General features: G+C 63.9%; 15 protein-coding genes. 6 read left to right on the top strand and 9 right to left on the bottom strand.

From position 1 onward, the window contains the following. From AB7535_RS32175 to AB7535_RS32150, 6 genes are all read right to left on the bottom strand, one after another. The gene (locus AB7535_RS32175) at nucleotides 1-1,497 is read right to left on the bottom strand and encodes a sugar ABC transporter ATP-binding protein (RefSeq protein WP_231143853.1); all 1,497 of its coding nucleotides are present in this window, start codon (nucleotides 1,495-1,497) and stop codon (nucleotides 1-3) included. Continuing rightward, complete coding sequence (locus AB7535_RS32170; RefSeq protein ID WP_231145479.1) at nucleotides 1,494-2,591, bottom strand: strictosidine synthase family protein; 1,098 nt, start codon at nucleotides 2,589-2,591, stop codon at nucleotides 1,494-1,496. Before AB7535_RS32170 ends, AB7535_RS32175 begins: the two co-directional genes overlap by 4 nt. Then, nucleotides 2,588-4,705 (bottom strand): ABC transporter permease, encoded by a 2,118-nt coding sequence (locus AB7535_RS32165; RefSeq protein WP_231143854.1) that lies wholly within the window; start codon nucleotides 4,703-4,705, stop codon nucleotides 2,588-2,590. Before AB7535_RS32165 ends, AB7535_RS32170 begins: the two co-directional genes overlap by 4 nt. Before the next feature lie 83 nt (nucleotides 4,706-4,788). Further along, nucleotides 4,789-5,805, bottom strand: coding sequence for a sugar ABC transporter substrate-binding protein (locus AB7535_RS32160; protein WP_231143855.1), 1,017 nt, complete (start codon nucleotides 5,803-5,805; stop codon nucleotides 4,789-4,791). Between the two features lie 41 nt (nucleotides 5,806-5,846). Next, nucleotides 5,847-6,818 carry an ABC transporter permease gene (locus tag AB7535_RS32155; protein WP_166078254.1) on the bottom strand — a complete coding sequence of 324 codons (972 nt, stop codon included), beginning with the start codon at nucleotides 6,816-6,818 and terminating at the stop codon, nucleotides 5,847-5,849. Nucleotides 6,819-6,858: 40 nt separating this feature from the next. Further along, nucleotides 6,859-8,742, bottom strand: coding sequence for an AMP-binding protein (locus tag AB7535_RS32150; protein ID WP_231143856.1), 1,884 nt, complete (start codon nucleotides 8,740-8,742; stop codon nucleotides 6,859-6,861). A gap of 279 nt (nucleotides 8,743-9,021) precedes the next feature. On the opposite strand from AB7535_RS32150, the gene AB7535_RS32145 reads away from it, so the two are divergent. Then, nucleotides 9,022-9,966, top strand: coding sequence for a helix-turn-helix domain-containing protein (locus AB7535_RS32145; RefSeq protein ID WP_231143857.1), 945 nt, complete (start codon nucleotides 9,022-9,024; stop codon nucleotides 9,964-9,966). Between the two features lie 45 nt (nucleotides 9,967-10,011). On the opposite strand, the gene AB7535_RS32140 is transcribed toward AB7535_RS32145, so the two are convergent. Further along, nucleotides 10,012-11,217: an ABC transporter substrate-binding protein gene (locus AB7535_RS32140; RefSeq protein WP_354113449.1), complete on the bottom strand. Its 1,206-nt coding sequence runs from the start codon at nucleotides 11,215-11,217 to the stop codon at nucleotides 10,012-10,014. A 165-nt stretch (nucleotides 11,218-11,382) separates the two neighbouring features. On the opposite strand from AB7535_RS32140, the gene AB7535_RS32135 reads away from it, so the two are divergent. The 3 genes from AB7535_RS32135 (at nucleotide 11,383) to AB7535_RS32125 (ending at nucleotide 14,856) form a co-directional block, all read left to right on the top strand. Further along, entirely contained in the window at nucleotides 11,383-12,150 is a 768-nt protein-coding gene (locus tag AB7535_RS32135) for a FadR/GntR family transcriptional regulator (RefSeq protein WP_231143859.1), read from the top strand. A gap of 68 nt (nucleotides 12,151-12,218) precedes the next feature. Next, the gene (locus AB7535_RS32130) at nucleotides 12,219-13,832 is read left to right on the top strand and encodes an acyl-CoA synthetase (protein ID WP_231143860.1); all 1,614 of its coding nucleotides are present in this window, start codon (nucleotides 12,219-12,221) and stop codon (nucleotides 13,830-13,832) included. Nucleotides 13,833-13,848: 16 nt separating this feature from the next. Beyond that, entirely contained in the window at nucleotides 13,849-14,856 is a 1,008-nt protein-coding gene (locus AB7535_RS32125) for a zinc-dependent alcohol dehydrogenase family protein (RefSeq protein WP_231143861.1), read from the top strand. Here AB7535_RS32125 and AB7535_RS32120 read toward each other — a convergent pair. Continuing rightward, a complete protein-coding gene (locus tag AB7535_RS32120; protein WP_231143862.1) occupies nucleotides 14,853-15,542 on the bottom strand; it encodes a helix-turn-helix domain-containing protein in 690 nt (229 codons plus the stop codon). The genes AB7535_RS32125 and AB7535_RS32120 overlap by 4 nt on opposite strands. Here AB7535_RS32120 and AB7535_RS32115 point away from each other — a divergent pair. Further along, nucleotides 15,541-15,681: a hypothetical protein gene (locus tag AB7535_RS32115; RefSeq protein ID WP_231143863.1), complete on the top strand. Its 141-nt coding sequence runs from the start codon at nucleotides 15,541-15,543 to the stop codon at nucleotides 15,679-15,681. The genes AB7535_RS32120 and AB7535_RS32115 overlap by 2 nt on opposite strands. Nucleotides 15,682-15,750: 69 nt before the next feature. On the opposite strand, the gene AB7535_RS32110 is transcribed toward AB7535_RS32115, so the two are convergent. Then, a complete protein-coding gene (locus tag AB7535_RS32110; RefSeq protein WP_354113450.1) occupies nucleotides 15,751-16,365 on the bottom strand; it encodes a hypothetical protein in 615 nt (204 codons plus the stop codon). A gap of 36 nt (nucleotides 16,366-16,401) precedes the next feature. On the opposite strand from AB7535_RS32110, the gene AB7535_RS32105 reads away from it, so the two are divergent. Next, nucleotides 16,402-17,205, top strand: a complete 804-nt coding sequence (locus AB7535_RS32105) for an MBL fold metallo-hydrolase (protein ID WP_231143865.1) — start codon at nucleotides 16,402-16,404, stop codon at nucleotides 17,203-17,205. Nucleotides 17,206-17,218: the final 13 nt, after the last annotated feature.

The raw sequence follows: 17,218 nt of genomic DNA, 5'->3' as shown, positions 1-17,218 counted from the left end.
TCAGTGAATCGCGGCGTACATGATCCTCTCCTCCGTCGCCTCCAATGCGGAGAATTCCTCCACGACCTTGCCCTGGCGCGAGACCAGGATGCGGTCGGAGAGCGCCATGATCTCGGGCAGGTAGGATGAGATGACCACGACCGCCTTGCCCTCGTCGGCGAGCTGGTTGATCAACTCGTGGATCTCGACGATGGCGCCGACGTCGACGCCGCGCGTGGGTTCGTCGAAGATGATCAGATCGGGCTCCTGAACCAGCGATTTGGCGATCACGACCTTCTGCTGATTGCCGCCGGAAAGCTCGACCACCTTGCCGTCGTTGCCGATCGCGCGAACCTTGAGCCGTTCGATCCAGGTCCTGCCGATCGCCTCGTTCTCTCGCCGCGACAGCATCATGCGGCCCTTGGGAAATTTCGACAGAAGGCCGAGATAGATGTTGCGTGCGATCGAGGACGTCTCGAAGAAACCTTCGACCTTGCGGTCTTCAGTCACATAGGCGATGCCGGCCTGCACCGCCGGCGCCGGCACCCGGTAGCGCACCGGCTTGTCGTGCAGCAGGATCTCACCGCCATGGAAGAAGTCGCGCTTCAGCACGCCGGAGACGATCTTGAACGTTTCGGTGCGGCCGGCCCCGACGAGGCCGAATACGCCCGTGATCTGCCCGGCGAACACCGACAGCGAATTGTTCTTCACCATCGGCGCCATCTTCAGGTTCTGCACGGTGAGCACGCGCGCGCCGGGCGGCCGCACGCTGCTCTTTCGCGCACCGTAGAGCGTGTTGGAGAGGTCGCGCCCGACCATGGCCTGCACGATCGCCGCGCGGTCGAAGTTGGTGGCCTCGTCGGTGACGACGTGCTTGCCGTCGCGCAGAACCGTGATGCGGTCGGCGAGCAGCAAAGCTTCTTCCAGGGCGTGTGAGATGAAGACGATCGAGACGCCGCGCTTCTTGAGATCGCGGACGAGGTCAAAGAAGTATTTCTTCTCTTCCGGCGTCAGCGACGCCGTCGGCTCGTCGAAGATGATGACCTTGGCGCGGTGCAAAACCGCGCGCGCGATCTCCACCATCTGCTTCTTGGCGGCGCCGAGGCCGCCGACGGTGGCGGTCGGCGTGACGTCGAAATTGAGCGATTGCAGGAACTGCTGCGCAGCGATGTAGATGCCGCGCAGGCGGTTATAGAATTTCTCCTGCCCAAGAAACAGATTCTGCGCGACAGTCATGGTCGGCACCAGGCTGTTTTCCTGGAACACCATGGCGATGCCGAGATTGCGCGCCTCCAGCGGTGTCCGTGGTGCGACGTCGGCGCCGTCGATCGTCATGGTGCCCGAGGTCAGTGTCACCACGCCGGCCATCACCTTGGTCAGCGTCGATTTGCCGGCGCCGTTCTCGCCGACCAGCGCGTGGATTTCGCCGCGGCGCAGATCGAAGTCGACCCCGTCGATGGCGGGCACGCCGGCGTAAAGTTTTGTGGCCTTGCGCAGCGAGAGTGCGATGTCGCTCATGAGCGGAACTCCTCGGCAAGACCGGACAGCGGCAGTCGCAGCACGCGACCCGGTCCCTTGGCGATCAGGACGAGATCGCCGGCCATCTCGATCGCCGCGACGATACCGTGATTGGCGCCGTCGACCCGGCTGTGCAGCGAATAGAGCGGCTGGCCATCTGCATCGAGTCGGATGACGAGGCCATAGGAGCGCGGCGGCGCCCACGGCTTGATCACGCCCATGGTCTTGATGTGTGCACCCTGCATCGGCTCCTTGAACGAGAAACCCGAGCGCAGGCGTGGGGCAACCCAATATGCTGGATCGATCTCCGCCATCATGCGGCGCCGGTAGGCCGGCTCGCGCAACACGAACTCGATCAGCTGGGTGCGCGCCGTGAAGGCGGTGAGCCAGTAGCCGCCGCCCGAGGCCTTTGACAGCCGCGACGGATAGACGGGGAGGTGAGCGAGCACGGTCCGCGGCGCTGCGCCCGGCGTCGCAAAGACAAGGCGATGGCGCCAGCTCTCGCTGATCAATACGCCATTGCCATGCGCGCAAGCGCCGAAGGCATGGCCCAGCCCTTGCGCGAGGGGCGTCACGCTCCTGCTGCCGGGATCCAGCTTGAACACCCGGCCGCTCCGATTGAGCTCCATCAAATCGCGTGCCCAGTCATCGACGCCGCATGTCGCCGAGCCGTCCGTCGCGATCAGCGTGTTGTCGCTCGCGAGCGTCAGTGCGTTGACGGCATTGAACGCGCTATCTGCAAACGTCACGCTTGGCTGCTCGGCCGAGGGGCTTGCGTAGAGCCGCACCTCGCGCCCTCCGAGCGCGACCGCAAGACCGCCGCCGGGGAGGGCACACAGTGCCGAGATCGGCCGCTCGAAGCTGCGCACCTCCGATGCCGTGCCGTCATTCAAAGACATCAGCTGCGGGCCCGCCGCGATGAAGAGGTTGCTTCCGTCGGTGGCGAGATCCTCCGGCGCCTCGCATGTCAGCAAGGTTTCGGCGGATTCCAGCTTCTGGTTGGGCTTCAATGCGCCGTCGAAGGACGGTACGGTGATGGTGGCGTCGCCGCGCCCGAGAAAGCGGTTGGCGAACTCCCTGACGGCCGCGATCACGATTGCTTCCCCCATCGCTTGTCGTACTGGACGAAGTTCGGATCGGCATTGTCGAGCTTGTAGCGGCCGATCCGGTTGTTGAGGATGCCGCCGAGATAGAGATAGCCGCGATGCTCGCGCATCGAGGTGATCATCGGATGGTTTTCGCCGCGCAGGTCCCAGAACGATTCGACGATCTTGCCCTGCTCGTTGAACTTGACCACGCAGCCGGTGTTGATGTTGGGGAATAGCCACTCATCGACCGGAACGCGCTTGCCCATGCGGCGGCGGAAGCCGGGCATCTTCCAGGCGAGGTCGAGCGAGGGGCTGCGCATGCCGACCAGCGCCAGCCAGTAATTGCCGTCGGAGGCGAGGTTGATGTTGTCGGGGTAGCCCGGCAGATTGTCCATGACGACCTCGACCTTGCCCTTCTTTGGCCCGGCGAAGTAGTAGCGCTTGATCGAGCAGCCGAAGGTTTCGGCGAATAGAATCGACTGGCCGTCGCTGGCGACGCAGATGCCGTTGGGGAATTTGAGGCCGCGCAGTTCGGTGCGCGTCACGCCGGTCTTGGTGTCGTAGGAGATGATGCGGCCATTGCCGCGCGCCTCGAGGCCGTCGATCGGCCACTCGTCCATTTCGTAACGCACGGTGGCTTCCGAGAAGAAGATCAGCCCGTCGTCGGTGATGTCGAGATCGTCGGCGAGCCGCAGGCGGCTGTCATCGTTGACCGAACGCATGCTGCGATTGGTCTCGTCGGTCGCCTTTTCCACCGTGCCGTCGGGCTTGATCCGGTAGAGCCCCATGCCGCCGATGCAGACGTAGAGATTGTCCTCGCGGTCGAAGGCCATGCCGAGCGGTTGGCCGCCGATATGGGCGAACACCTCCATCTTCTGATAGTCGGGTGCGAGAAAGCGCATGATGTCGCCATGGCGCGAACCCGCATAGAGATTGTCGTGGCGATCGAGGATGACGTCCTCCGGCGCCTCGATGCGGCCGAGGCCGATCGACTCGACGTTGCGCAGCTTGTCGTTCTGCTCGAACGGGCCGCCTTGCCCGATCTCGGTCGGCGGCGGTGGCGGCAGCGCGTGATAGGTGGGGGCCACGTAGACCTTACTGATGATGCGCGTCCGATTCTTCTGCCAGCGGATGTCGACCATGGCAGCAACGAGCAGGATGCCGGCAAGCGCCATCCGGTTGACGCCGCCACGTGCATTCATGGTCGTCAGGCCATTGGTGATCAGGAGCACGATCAGCACCCCGACCGCCGATTTGGCGACCGAGCCCTTGCCGCCGCCGAGCGTGATGCCGCCCAGCACCGTCGCGGTCAGAACGATCACCTCCAGGCCAACGCCGATGTCGCCACCGACGGTGCCGAGCCGGGACGCGAAGAACAGCGCACCGATGCTGGTGAGCACACCGCTTGCGACGTAGCAGAGCGCGATGGTGCGGCGGACGGGAATGCCGGAATTGTAAGCTGAACGACGCGAGCCGCCGATCGCGGTGATGTGCCAGCCCGGGCGCAGCCGGGTCATGAAGATATGGCCGAAGATGGCGATGACGATATAGACAAGCGCCACGGTCGGAATGCCGAAGATGCTGCCGCTGCCGATGAAATCCCAGGACGGAATGTCGGGGAAGGCCGACGCGATCGCGTTGGAGTAGCGCTGGATCAGGAGATCGTAGGCCGAGCGGTAGATGATCAGGGTGATCAGCGTGGTGATGAAGGCCCGCAGTCGCAAATATCCGATCAGGATGCCGTTGACGGCGCCGAGCAGCGCACCGCAAAGCAGGGTGGCCGCCACCACCGCCGGGACCGGCCAGCCCAGCACGTCGAGAAGATAGAGGGCACAGAAATCGGTCAGTGCGAAGATCGAACCGACGGAGAGGTCGATGCCGCCGACGATGACGACCAGCGCCAGCCCGAGCGCGATGAAGCCGATCTCTCCAGCCTGCCGCGCGGTGTCGGCGAGGCTCGCTGGCGACAGGAAATTGTCGATGGACCGGCTGAGCGCGAGGCCGACGATCAGGAGGAGGATGACCGGGATAGCCGTCTCGGTCCATCGCTTGGACAGGATTTCACCGAGGAGATGATCGGGCCAGTAGCGGTAACGCAGGCTTGTCAGAGTGTCGCGCATCGGAATTCCGGGACCTTGCAAGTTTCGAGACCACGTCCCGGACGTGAGATCGTCCGGGACGCCAGGGTCTTGCGTCGCGACAATTATTTCTTGAGGTCGCTGAGATTCCAGCAGGCCATCTGGCTATCGGCGTTCTCTTTGGTGATCGGAATCAGCGTGGTGTATTCCGAGCCCTTGACGGAGCCGGGCTTGACACCCGACGACAGCAGCCATTTGATGGTGCCGGCCATCTGCGCGGCCTGGGTCGGCACGTCGTAGCTCATGTTGAGATCGAATGCGCCCGACTTCACCAGTTCGCACGCGCCCTTGCGCTCGCCGCCGCCCGAGGTTGCCACGAACACCTTGCCGGTGAGGCCGGCTTCCTTGACCGCCGCCGCGGTGCCGATGTCCATGCCATCCCAGAAGCCGACGATGCCGCAGAGATCGGGATTCTGCTTCAGCACCGTTTGGGTGATCGCCTTGGCCTTGGCGGCGTCCCAATCGGCGGCTTGGCTCGACACCACCTTGATTTCAGGATGCTTGGCGAGCACGTTCTCGACGCCCTTCAGCGTATAGGCGCTCGCGGCGGCCGACAGCGCACCCTGGATGATCGCGATCTTGTTGGACTTGCCCTCGCAGGCCTTGACCACGCCTTCGGTCTGGCGTTCGCCGATCTCGACCCAATTGGCACCGACGAAGGCCGAGCTGCGATAGGCAGAACCCATGTTGATCTGGATGACGTAGATGCCTTCGTTCTCGGCGCGCTGCAGCAGCTTGGCGTAGGTCTGCACGTCCGGATTATGAACCACCATCACCGCCGGCTTTTCCGAGATCAGCGATGTCACGGCCTGCGCGCCGGCATTGGTGTTCCAGTTGGCGTCGCGGATCACGAACTTGACGCCGAACGGCTCGAGCTCCTTCTTCAGTCCGGCATACCAGCCCTCCGTGAGGTCGAAGTTCATGGCGACCGGCACATAGGCCACGGTCTTGCCGGCCAGCGCCTCCTTGAACGGCTTCTGGAACGGCTCGTCCAGACCCTGCTGGGCGAGGGCCGGCGCGGTCATTGCCGCGAGACCCAGTGCGGCCACAAGTGCCTTTGTCGGGTTGCCGAAATGCTTCATTGCTTCCTCCTTCGTTGTGGTTGTCGTTATTGTTGGATCGCTCAGATGTCGCCCTGTTGTGCCGTTTCCTCGTTGCGCGGATTCAGGAAGGAATCCGTGATCACGGCGAGCAGCAGCACCACGCCCTTGATGAGATTCTGCCCGGCGTAGGAGATGTCCATGATGGTCATGCCGTTGAGCATCGTTCCGATCACGAGCGTGCCGATGACGACGTTGAGCACGCCGCCACGGCCGCCCGAAAGCCCGATGCCGCCAAGCACGACGACCAGGATGACGTCATAGATGAGCGTCGAGTTGAAGATGCGGGTCGGCATCGAGTTGACGGATGCCGCCATCACGAGGCCGGCAAAGCAGCCGATCAGGGCGGTGATCACATATTGCAGGACGATGATCGGGCGTGAGGGAATGCCGGTGACACGCGCGGCGTAGGGGTTGTCGCCGATCGCATAGATATAGGCGCCCCAGCGCGTCTGGCGCAGCAGGAACGCGACCACGATGCAGGCGATTGCGAACATCCAGATCGACGTCGGAATGCCGAGAATGGTGCCCTGTCCGAGCCGCTCGAAGCCGTCCATGCCCGGGCTCCATTGCACGACGTCGAGCTGGAACAGCGCGGTCTGCCCGAGCCCGGCCAGCAACAGGCCCGTTGCCAGCGTCGCAAACAGCGAAGGGACTTCGGCATAGGCGATCAGCCAGCCGTTGACGAGGCCAAAGGCAATCGTGAGCAGGACGGCGGTCAGCAGCGAGGCCGGTAGCGAATGACCGTTCTGCACCATCTGGAGCACCAGTCCCGGCGGCACCGCGAGAGCTGCGATCAGCGAGATGTCGATGCCGCGTCCGATCACGACGATTGCCATGGCAAGGCCGAGGATGCCGAGCACTGCCACGTTCTGGAGCAGCGTCAGCATGTTGTCCGCCGTCAGAAAGCCGCGCAGGAAGATCGAAAACACAAGGAACAGCAGCGCAAAGACTGCGAAGACGATCTCTTGCTGATTGAAACGAAAGCGCTTCATCCCCGTCTTGCCTTTCTTCGACCCGGCTGTTGCGCGACCGTCAGGACGATCGGTTCTCGATGCGATAGGTTTGTGGAAGCGTTGCAAGGCTTTCGACGAGCATCTTTGTTCGATCCAGATCACCGGAATGGACCGAGATGCTGACGACTGTGTTGAGCTTCTCGTCTTTCTCGACGAGGATATCTGCCGCGGTGTCGGGGCCGAAGATGCGATCGATCTCGGTCCTGACCTTTTCCCGGACGGCGAGATCGCGAAGCGTGGGCTTGAAGATCTTCCCGACGGCGGTAACCGGAAGAGCTTCGAGCAGGACGACGCGCTTTGGCCTCGCAGGAGGCTCATTGACGTTGTGTTCGAGATGCTCGCGCAATTGCGCCAGATCGATTGTCTGTCCGGGGGAGGGCACCACGAAGAGAACTGGAACCTCTCCCGCGTAGGCGTCGGGCATGCCGACGGCCGAGCTCATCTGGACACCGGGGAAGGTGTTCGCGACGTCCTCGATTGCGGCAGGGTCGATGTTGTGGCCGCTTCGTACGATGAGGTCCTTCTCGCGCCCCGTCAGCACGAGGCGTTGATCCGGGGTGAGATAGCCGACGTCGCCGGTGACGATCCAGTGGTCGTCGGTGAGTACGCCCTTGTCGTGCTGGGGATCGACGTATCCGGGAAACACCTGCGGTCCCCTCACGAGGACAAGACCGCTGGTGAGAGGCGGACACTCTGTCTTCAGTTCGGCATCGGCCAGCGCGACGATTTTGGCCTTTGCGAACGGCGCCCTGAAGCCGACGCTGCCTTGCACGGGCGTCCCGCGCCCAGGATTGAATGCGATCGCCGCTGCGGTTTCCGTCATGCCATAGGTCTCGAACAAGGTAATCCCGGTCCGCGCCTGAAACCTGTCGCTGACAGCCTTGGGAGCCACGGCCCCGCCGGTGAGCGCCATGCGAACGGTGCTGACATCGGAGGACCCGATCGGCACCTCGGCAAGAGCGGCAATCGAAGTCGGCACTCCGCTCACGATGGTCGCGCGAAACCGCTCCACGGTGTGCCAATAGTCGCGAATCGCTTCGGGACTTCTGAGGCTGTACGGCGAGGGAATGATCACATGACCGCCGGCAGCGAGGATCGACAGGCCGAGCGTCATGGTGCCGCCGACGTGAAACAGCGGAAAACCGTTCACGGCGGCGTCGGTTTCATCCAATCCGTGAACCTGGGCGAAACTCCAGGCGGCATGAATCTGGTTTCCATGCGTGAGGCGAACGAGCTTCGGCCGTCCGGTCGTTCCGCCGGTGTGGAAGAGGGCGCAGATCGCATTGCGATCGGTCGAAGGTGCGAAGTCCAGTGTGCCGCGCGCGCTCGCGGCCGTCTCATTGAAGTTTAGAAATCCTCCAGGCAGCGGACCGTTCGCGCCCATCACAAAAATGGTCTTCAGCGACGGCACGCGTTTCGCGACGTTGGCCGCCTTGGCCCAGATCGCGCGATCGGCCACTTCGGCCGGGATCACCAGCACCGTCGCATTCTGCGCCTCGAGCAGGTCGGCGATTGCGTCTTCGTTCAGGAGATAGTTGATCGAGCTGGCGACGCCCGCGACCTGGGCGCCGAGCAATGCGGGGAACAGTGGCGGCAGGATCGGACAGAGGAACGCGGCGGTCCCGCCGCTCTCGCCGATCCCGTGCGACCGGAACAGATTGGCCGCGCGGATGATCTCCGCAAGCAATTGACGGTGCGTCAGCGTCGCGTCACCCGGCTCGCGCGAGCCTTTGGTCAGCACCGTCAGTGCGGGCCGATCGGGATGCAGTTGCGCCGTGGCTTCGAAGAGATCGAGCAGATTGCGGGAAGGGACCAGCGAATCGTAAGGCCTCTGCTCCAACGCCTCGATATCGGCGATGGTTTTGACCGGCTGCGTGAACCGCGTTGTGATTTGCGATGACAAGGCCCTGCTCACGGGCATCGCCATTCGGGCGGCACGGCAAGCTGTGCAGCAGTTGACTGGACCTGACGCAAGCGAACGTTTCCCGCCTATTTTGTGGACTGCTTTTTGTTCTTCATAGGCCACATGCCGGAGCGCGGCTTGCTCCGGAGCGCAAAGCTTTTGCTTCTCCGCGCAAACGGTCTTGCGTGTAGGCGGCGGCCCTCTAGAATCTCGATGCGTGGCCAGCTTGTGCGATGCACAAACGACGTTCATCATGGCGGCGCAACGGATGGGCGGACGATGAACCTGGTGTTTTCGACAGACGATCTGGAGCCGTCCAAACGCTACGCCGCGTGGCAAGGCGCGATCTGCGACGTCTACGTCCATGTCGACGTGAACGCCGAGGAGCGGTCCGACTATCACGGCTTCATTCGCGAGGCGCGGTTCGGCGCCGTGACGATGACCGACGTCCTGCTGTCGGAGCAGCGCATCTCGCGCCGCGAACGGCATATCGCAAAGCTCGACAAGGATTGCTACTACGTCGAATTCGTCCAGCAGGGCCGGGTCAACGTGCTTCAGGCCGGCCAGACCCTGCTGTCGAATCCCGGCGTGAGCGCGATCTTCTCGGCCTCCGAGGCCTATGATCTCGAATGCGTCGGCAAGGTACGATCGCTCTATCTGGAAATCCCGCGCGCGGAATTTTCGGCGCGCTTCAGCGAGGGACGGCTGCCGGTCGTCACGACGATGGCGACGAGCCGCGGACTTGGCCGGATTGCCGCCGAGTTCTGCGCGACGCTCGCCGCGGAGGGCGCGCCGCTGGACGAGACCGCGAGAACGCGATTGGGCGGTGAGCTGATGGACGTGTTGGCGCTCGCGCTCGACATGGGCGAGCGGGACGAATTCTCCGAGGATGCGAGCGCTGCGCAGGCCCGCCTGCGCTCGGTCAAGGCCTGGATCGAGGCGCACCTCACCGATGCGGATCTGTCGCTGGAGAAGATTGCGAAGAGCAATGGCGTCTCGCTCAGGCATCTGCATTATCTCTTTCGGCTGACCGATGTCTCGGTGTCCGAATGGATTTTGGATCGCCGGCTGCAGCGCTGCTACGATGTGCTGACCCGTCCCGAGTTGCGCTCGCTGTCGATCACTGAAGTCGCCTATCAGCTGGGCTTCAGCAGTTCGTCCCATTTCAGCACGGTGTTCCGCAGGAAGTTCGGCCACAGCCCGTCCGACCTGCGACGGCGCTAGAGAACCTGCACCGCGCGCGGCGATGCAGGTCCGTCATCGTCAGCGTTACTTCACCAGCGGACAGCCGCCGTCCTTCAGCGGCCGGAAGGCCTGGTCGGCCGGCACTTCGGCGAGCAGCTTGTAATAGTCCCACGGGCCCTTGGATTCCTCGGGCTTCTTCACCTGGAACAGGAACATGCTGTGCACCATGCGGCCGTCCTCGCGGAGTGTGCCGTTGTCGGTGAAGGCATCCTTCACCGGCAGCTCGCGCATCTTGGCCATCACGGTCTTGGTGTCCTTGGTGCCGGCGGCCTGCACGGCCTTGAGGTAGTGCAGCGTGGCGCTGTAGGTCGCGGCCTGGTTCATCGTCGGCATGCGCTTGATGCGCTCCTGGAAACGCTTGCCGAAGGCGCGGGTCTTGTCATTGAGGTCCCAGTAATAGGCCTCGGTGATGATCAGGCCCTGCGCGAGCTTGAGCCCCAGGCTGTGCACGTCGGAGATGAACATCACGATCGCAGCCAGGTTCTGGCCGCCGGCGACGATGCCGAACTCGCCGGCCTGCTTGATCGCGTTGATGGTGTCGCCGCCGCCGTTGGCGAGCCCGATGATCTTGGCCTTGGAGGCCTGGGCCTGCAGCAGGAATGACGAGAAATCGGCCGTGTTGAGCGGATGCTTGACGCTGCCGAGCACCTTGCCGCCGGCTGCCTTTACCACATCGCCGGTGTCGCGCTCGATCGAATGACCGAACACGTAGTCCGCGGTGAGGAAGAACCAGCTGTCGCCGCCGTTCTTGACGATGGCGCTGCCGACGGTGTGGGCGTTGGAATAGGTGTCGTAGGTCCAGTGCGCGGTGTAGGGCGAGCAGGATTTTCCGGTGATGTCGGAGCTTGCCGCATCGGTCACGATCATCACCTTCTCGTACTGCTTGGACAGCTCCATCACCGCGAGCGCGGTGGCCGAGGTCGGCAGGTCGATGATCATGTCGACGCCCTCGGTCTCCCACCATTTGCGCGCGATGGTGGAGGCGACGTCGGGCTTGTTGAGCACGTCGGCCGCGACCATGTCGATTGGCTTGCCGAACATCTGGCCGCCAAAATCCTCGATCGCCATCTTGGTGGCCTCGACATTCCCCTGGCCGCCGATGTCGGAATAGACCGAGGAGAAGTCGGAGAGCACGCCGATCTTGAGCGGGGTCTGCTGGGCGGAGGCGGGGACGATCAGGGCAGCCGACAGCAAGCCGGCCGCAGACACGAGTGCTGCGATAGGTCTCATGGATACGTTTCCTCTTGTACGGGACTATTCTGTCCCTTTGTCCGACAAAGTTAGAGCGAGGTTCCCCAGGAGTCAATTTGCTGCATCTGCGGCATGAATGACGCAGTTTGACGCGTCTTCGCGGCGATCCTATAGTTTGTCGGACAATCGCCATTGGGGGCTATCGTGCCGGTTTCGCCGCTCTTCCGTCCGATCGATGTCGCGCCGGCCTATCAGAAAGTCGCCGACGCCATCGAGCGCGAAATCGTCAATGGGCGCATCAAGCCCGGCGATCCCATAGGCACCGAGCATGATCTGGTGCGCCAGTTCGGTGTCAACCGCTCGACCATTCGCGAAGGCATCCGCGTGCTGGAGGAGGGTGGCTTGATCAGCCGCGATTCCTCGCGCCGTCTGCACGCCTGCCTGCCGCGCTACACCAAGCTCGCCAGCCGCCTCAGCCGCGCACTGGTGCTGCACGAGGTGACGTTCCGCGAGCTCTACGAGGCCTCGATGACGCTAGAGGTGGCGAGCATCGAAGGCGCGGTGGAGCGCGCGACCGAAGAGAACCTCGCCGAGCTCACCAACAATCTCGTGCGCAGCGAGGCCGTGGTCGGCGATCCCGCCACACTTGCCGAATGCGATGCCGAATTCCACGTGCTGGTCGCCAAGGCCTCGCAGAACCGCGTGCTCCAGCTCGCACGCGAGCCGGCGGCGCAGCTGTTCTATCCGACCACAGAGATGATCGTGACCGGCGTTGCCGAAGGCGGCCCACGCCTCGTCGCCGCGCACCGCCATCTGATCGACGCGATCCGCCGCCGCGACCGCGAGGCGGGCGTGCTCTGGACGCGCCGGCACTTGCAGGACTGGCGGCGCGGTTTCGAGAAAATCGCCTCGCTCGATCGGTCGGTCGAGCACATGTACATGGAGCACGCCCAGGCGGCCCGGCGCAGATAGGCGCCTGAGGAAGACGCAAGATTTCAGCCAAGAAATCCGGCGAATAAAGACATCATACGGAGGAACACATGACCGGCGACATCGCGGCTACCATCTCGAAAGCGCGCGAGCACTCCATCGGCGACCTCTTGCGCCGTTCGGCGGGGCGCGAGCCGAACAAGCTTGCAGTGAGCTGCGGCGATGTGAACTGGACGTTCGCCGAGATGGACGCGATCTGCAACCGGCTCGGCCGCGGCCTGCTCGGGCTCGGCGTCAGCAAGGGCGATCGCGTTGCCGTGCTCTCGCGCAATTCGCATGCGTTTGCGGCGTTGCGCTTCGCGCTGGCGCGGATCGGTGCGGTGCTGGTGCCGATCAATTTCATGCTCAACCCGGATGAGATCAATTTCATCCTGAAAAGCTCCGGCGCGAAGCTGCTTGCGACCGGTCCCGATTTCGTCGAGCCGGCAAAGGCCGCAAGCGCCAGGGATTGCGCGGTCGAGAAGATGATCTGGCTGCCGGGCGAGGATCCGGCCACGTCGCCCGCGGACATCACCACTTTCGACGATCTCCTCAGCCCCGACGGGTCGTTCCTGGAGGCATCCGTCGACAGCCGCGATCTCGCACAGATCGTCTACACCAGCGGCACGGAATCGCTGCCCAAGGGCGCGATGCTGACCCATGAAGCCGTGATGTGGCAGTACGTCAGCTGCATCATCGACGGCGGCATGAGCGCGGACGACAAGTTCCTGCACGCGCTGCCGCTCTATCACTGCGCCCAGCTCGACGTCTTCCTGGGGCCGCAGATCTATCTCGGCGCCTCCGGCGTGATCACGGGCAAGCCGACCGCCGACAACATCCTGGCGCTGATCCAGGCCCACAAGATCACCTCGTTCTTCGCGCCGCCGACGATCTGGATCGCGATGCTGCGCTCGCCGAATTTCGACAAGACCGATTTGTCGACGCTTCAGAAGGGTTATTACGGCGCCTCGATCATGCCCGTGGAGGTGCTGCTCGAGCTGCAGCGCCGCTTGCCCAACGTCAAATTCTGGAATTTCTACGGCCAGACCGAGATCGCGCCGCTGGCGACCGTGCTGCGGCCGGAGGACCAGCTGCGCAAGGCCGGCTCGGCCGGCAAGCCCGTGCTCAATGTCGAGACGCGCGTGGTCAACACGGCAATGGATGATGTGAAGGTCGGCGAGGTCGGCGAGATCGTGCATCGCTCGCCGCATCTGCTCTCCGGCTATTACAATGACCCCGTGAAGACCGCGGCGGCATTCAGCGGCGGTTGGTTTCACTCCGGCGATCTCGCCACCGTCGATGAAGACGGCCACATCACCGTGGTCGACCGCGTCAAGGACATGATCAAGACCGGCGGCGAGAATGTCGCGAGCCGCGAGGTCGAGGAGATGGTCTACCGCATCCCCGCGGTGTCCGAGGTTGCCGTGGTCGGCCTGCCCGATCCGCGCTGGATCGAGGCGGTGACCGCGATCGTCGTGGTCAAGACCGGCGAGACGCTGGATGAGGACGCCGTCATCAAGCACTGCGCCGGCCAGATGGCGCATTTCAAGGTGCCCAAGCGCGTCATCTTCGTCGACAGCCTGCCGAAGAACCCGAGCGGCAAGCTGCTCAAGCGCGAATTGCGCCAGCGCTTCGTCGGCGGTGAGACGCTCGACAAGGCGATCCAGAAGAATTTTGGAACGTAAGCACGGAGCGGTCGCCATGAAAGCCTGGCAGATCGCGCGCGACTGGTCGATCGAGGGGCTGGAGCTGGTTGATCTGCCGGAACCGACGCCTGGCCCCGGCCAGGTCGCGGTGCGGATGAAGGCGGCATCGCTCAACTACCGTGATCTGCTCACGGTGCAGGGCAAGGGCGGCGTCTCACGATTGCCGCTGATCCCGTTCTCGGACGGTGCCGGCGAAGTCATCGCGGTCGGCGACGGCGTTACCCGCGTCGCGGTTGGCGATCGTGTCTGTCCGATGTTTTTCCAGTCCTGGATCGACGGGAAGGTGTCGGCATCCAGCCGCCGCTATGCGCTCGGCGGCACGCGGCCGGGCGTGTTGCAGGAGGTGATGCTGCTCGATGCCGAGGGCGTCAGCCGCATTCCATCGCACCTTTCATTCCTGGAAGCGGCGACGCTGCCCTGCGCCGGGCTCACGGCGTGGCGCGCGCTGTTCGAGGAGGCCAGGGTGAAACCCGGTGACACCGTGGTGGTGCAGGGCACCGGCGGTGTCTCGATCTTCGCGCTGCAATTCGCAAAACTCGCCGGCGCGAGCGTGATCGTGACGTCGTCGAGCGACGAGAAGCTCGAACGTGCCAGGGCGCTCGGCGCCGACCACACCATCAATTATCGTTCGGTGCCGGAATGGGGCAAGGCCGCGGCCGATTGGACCGGCGGCGGCGTCGACCACGTCGTCGAGGTCGGCGGCAAGGATACCTTTGCACAGTCGCTCGAGGCTATCAGGGTCGGTGGCAACATTCTGGTGATCGGCGTGCTCACCGGCGTCTCGCAGCAGATCGCGATACCGAGCCTGTTCTCCAAGAACCTGCACGTCATCGGCTTGTCAGTCGGCAGCCGTCGGATGTTCGAGGGGATGACTGCCGCGATCGGCCGCAATGGCATGAAGCCGGTCATCGACCGTGCGTTCGGCTTCGATGCCGTGCCGGACGCGTTGCGGCTGATGCAGCAGGGCGGTCACTTCGGCAAGATCGTGGTTGAGTTTCCTTAGCCCATCTCGCCGGAGAGCTTCCTGACGTCGTCGGGCGTCCGTCCGAAGCGGCGGCGGAATGCGCGATGGAAGTAGGAGACGTCGTGAAAGCCCGCGAGGTGCGCGATCTCGATGATCTTGCGCGTGCGCAGGTTTGGATTTCGAAGCAGCCGCTCGGCGCGTAGCAGCCGTTGCTCCAGCACGAAGCCGCTATAGGTGATGCCGGCCTGCTCGAACATCAACTGGATCGTGCGCGGGCTGATCCGGTGCGCGGCTGAAAGGACGGTGAGCGACAGCGCGGGGTTGTCGAGCTGCGCCAGGATGTCGGATTTGAGGGTTTCGAGACGTGCCGCCGAAAGGCCGCACATGCGAGCTTGCTCGGCGACATCGCCGCGCGCTCCGATCATCAGCACGGAGAGGTCGAACAAATGCTGCGAGACCGCATCGAGCTCCGCGGACGCGAGCTTGTCGGCATAAGTGTGCGCGAGGTCATAATATCGCAGGAACATCGACGTGATCGGATTGGCACCGGGGATCGACTGCGCGATCAGGTCCTCGGCATTCGGGCACGCGCGCAGCAGCGCCTTGCGCGGCAGTAGCGCGGTCTGGAAGTTGCCGTATGTCGTCTGGGTGATATGGGCGCCCTTGATCGAGGGGTCGCCGATCGTGACGTCGCCGGCGGCGACCTCCAGCGGACGTCGTCCCATGGCCCCGCTCAGCGCCGAATTCGGCGACATCGTGATCACCAATTCGTCGTTCGTCCCCAGCGACACGAAGGACATCGGCGTGCCGAACGAGGCCGAGAGTCGGAGGCGCGGAAGGATGGCCGGCGAAATGGTCCGGTGAACACGTCCTTCCCCGATCGGAACGAAATCGACGTCGGCGACCTGGCGGCAAAACTGCTCGCGCCATCTTTCATAGGCCTGGCCATTCGGGTCGCCATCGAATGAGAGTTGAGGCTGGATCATCGATCGGGAAGGGCAGGTTAGTTGGCGATTTACGGCAGGTTGTATCGTCAGGCCGGTGCTCCGCAACCGCAAAAGCGCCGGATTGCGTGATAAGCCACTCGCGATGACGCGCTGTGACCGCGACTTGGTGCCGCAGCCCGGCGTTGCCGAGATGAAACAGCGCGAGCGCCAACACGAGCAGCGCCCGGTGCTTGAGCAGCATGGTGAACGCGTCCGGCGCGCTGTTGGGGGCATCTTCGTTGCTGCCGCGCGCGGCGCGATCGTCGATCGCCTTTGCGGGGATCATCAGCACGCAGGCGATCGCGATGGCGCCGAACGCGGCCGCCAGCACGAACGCGGCGACACAGCCGAACTTGTAGCCGAGATAGCCCGACAGAGGCGGCGAGGAGAGCGCGATGCCATCGGGACGTTGAGCGACTGCCGGCGGAAATGGTCTTGCACAAGCAGGGCTGACAAGACGGGCTGACATGACCGGCCAACTGGCGCGGGGGCGGACCGGAAAGTAACATGTGCTGGCCGGGTTGGTTCTTCCGCACTTGCGATGGGAGGGCTGCGGCGTCATCTCGTGGGTGTCCCCTCCTTCTTCTGGATCATGGCCATGCCTCTCTGGACCTGCGAAACCTGCGGCGCCCAATTTCCAGAAAGCGGAAATCCGCCCGCATCCTGTCCGATCTGCGAGGACGAGCGGCAGTTCGTGAACTGGAAGGGCCAGACCTTCCTCACACGCGAAGCGTTGGCGGAACGGCACCGCCTTGCCTGGCGCGAGGATCTCGGCCTCACCGGTATCGCGCTCGAGCCGGGCTTTGCCATTGGCCAGCGTGCGCTGCTGGTTCCTGTCAGCGATGGCTGCGTGATGTGGGATTGCGTGCCGTTGGCAACGGCGGAGGCGATCGCGCATGTGCGCGCGCTCGGCGGACTGAAGGCGATCGCGATCTCGCATCCGCATTACTATGGCGCGCTTGCCGACTGGAGCGAGGCGTTCGGCGGTGCGCCGGTCTATCTGCATGCCGATGATCGCCAATGGGTGACGCGTCCGCATCCCTCGATCGTGCACTGGACCGGCGATCAGCAGCGCATCGCCGACGATGTGCTGCTGCTGCGCACCGGCGGTCATTTCGCGGGCGCCACCATGCTGCACTATGCGCGCGGTGCGGAGGGCAAGGGCGCGCTGCTCACCGGCGACATCGCGCAGGTGGCGATGGACCGCCGCTTCGTCAGCTTCATGTACTCCTATCCGAACTACATGCCGCTCAACGCCGCCGCGGTGCGGCGGATCGCAGCCGCTGTGGAGCCGCTCGCCTTTGACCGCATCTACGGCGCCTGGTGGGGCCGCAACATCGCCTCCGGCGCCAGGGCCGCATTCGCAGCGTCCGTGCAGCGATACATCGCGGCCATCGCCTGACGCGCGACGACCA

The sequence above is a fragment of the Bradyrhizobium sp. 956_D2_N1_4 genome (assembly GCF_052076025.1).
GTDB classification, from domain to species: Bacteria; Pseudomonadota; Alphaproteobacteria; order Rhizobiales; family Xanthobacteraceae; genus Bradyrhizobium; species Bradyrhizobium barranii.
Note: the sequence above shows the minus strand (reverse complement) of the source record. Positions and strands in the feature narration are given on the sequence as shown.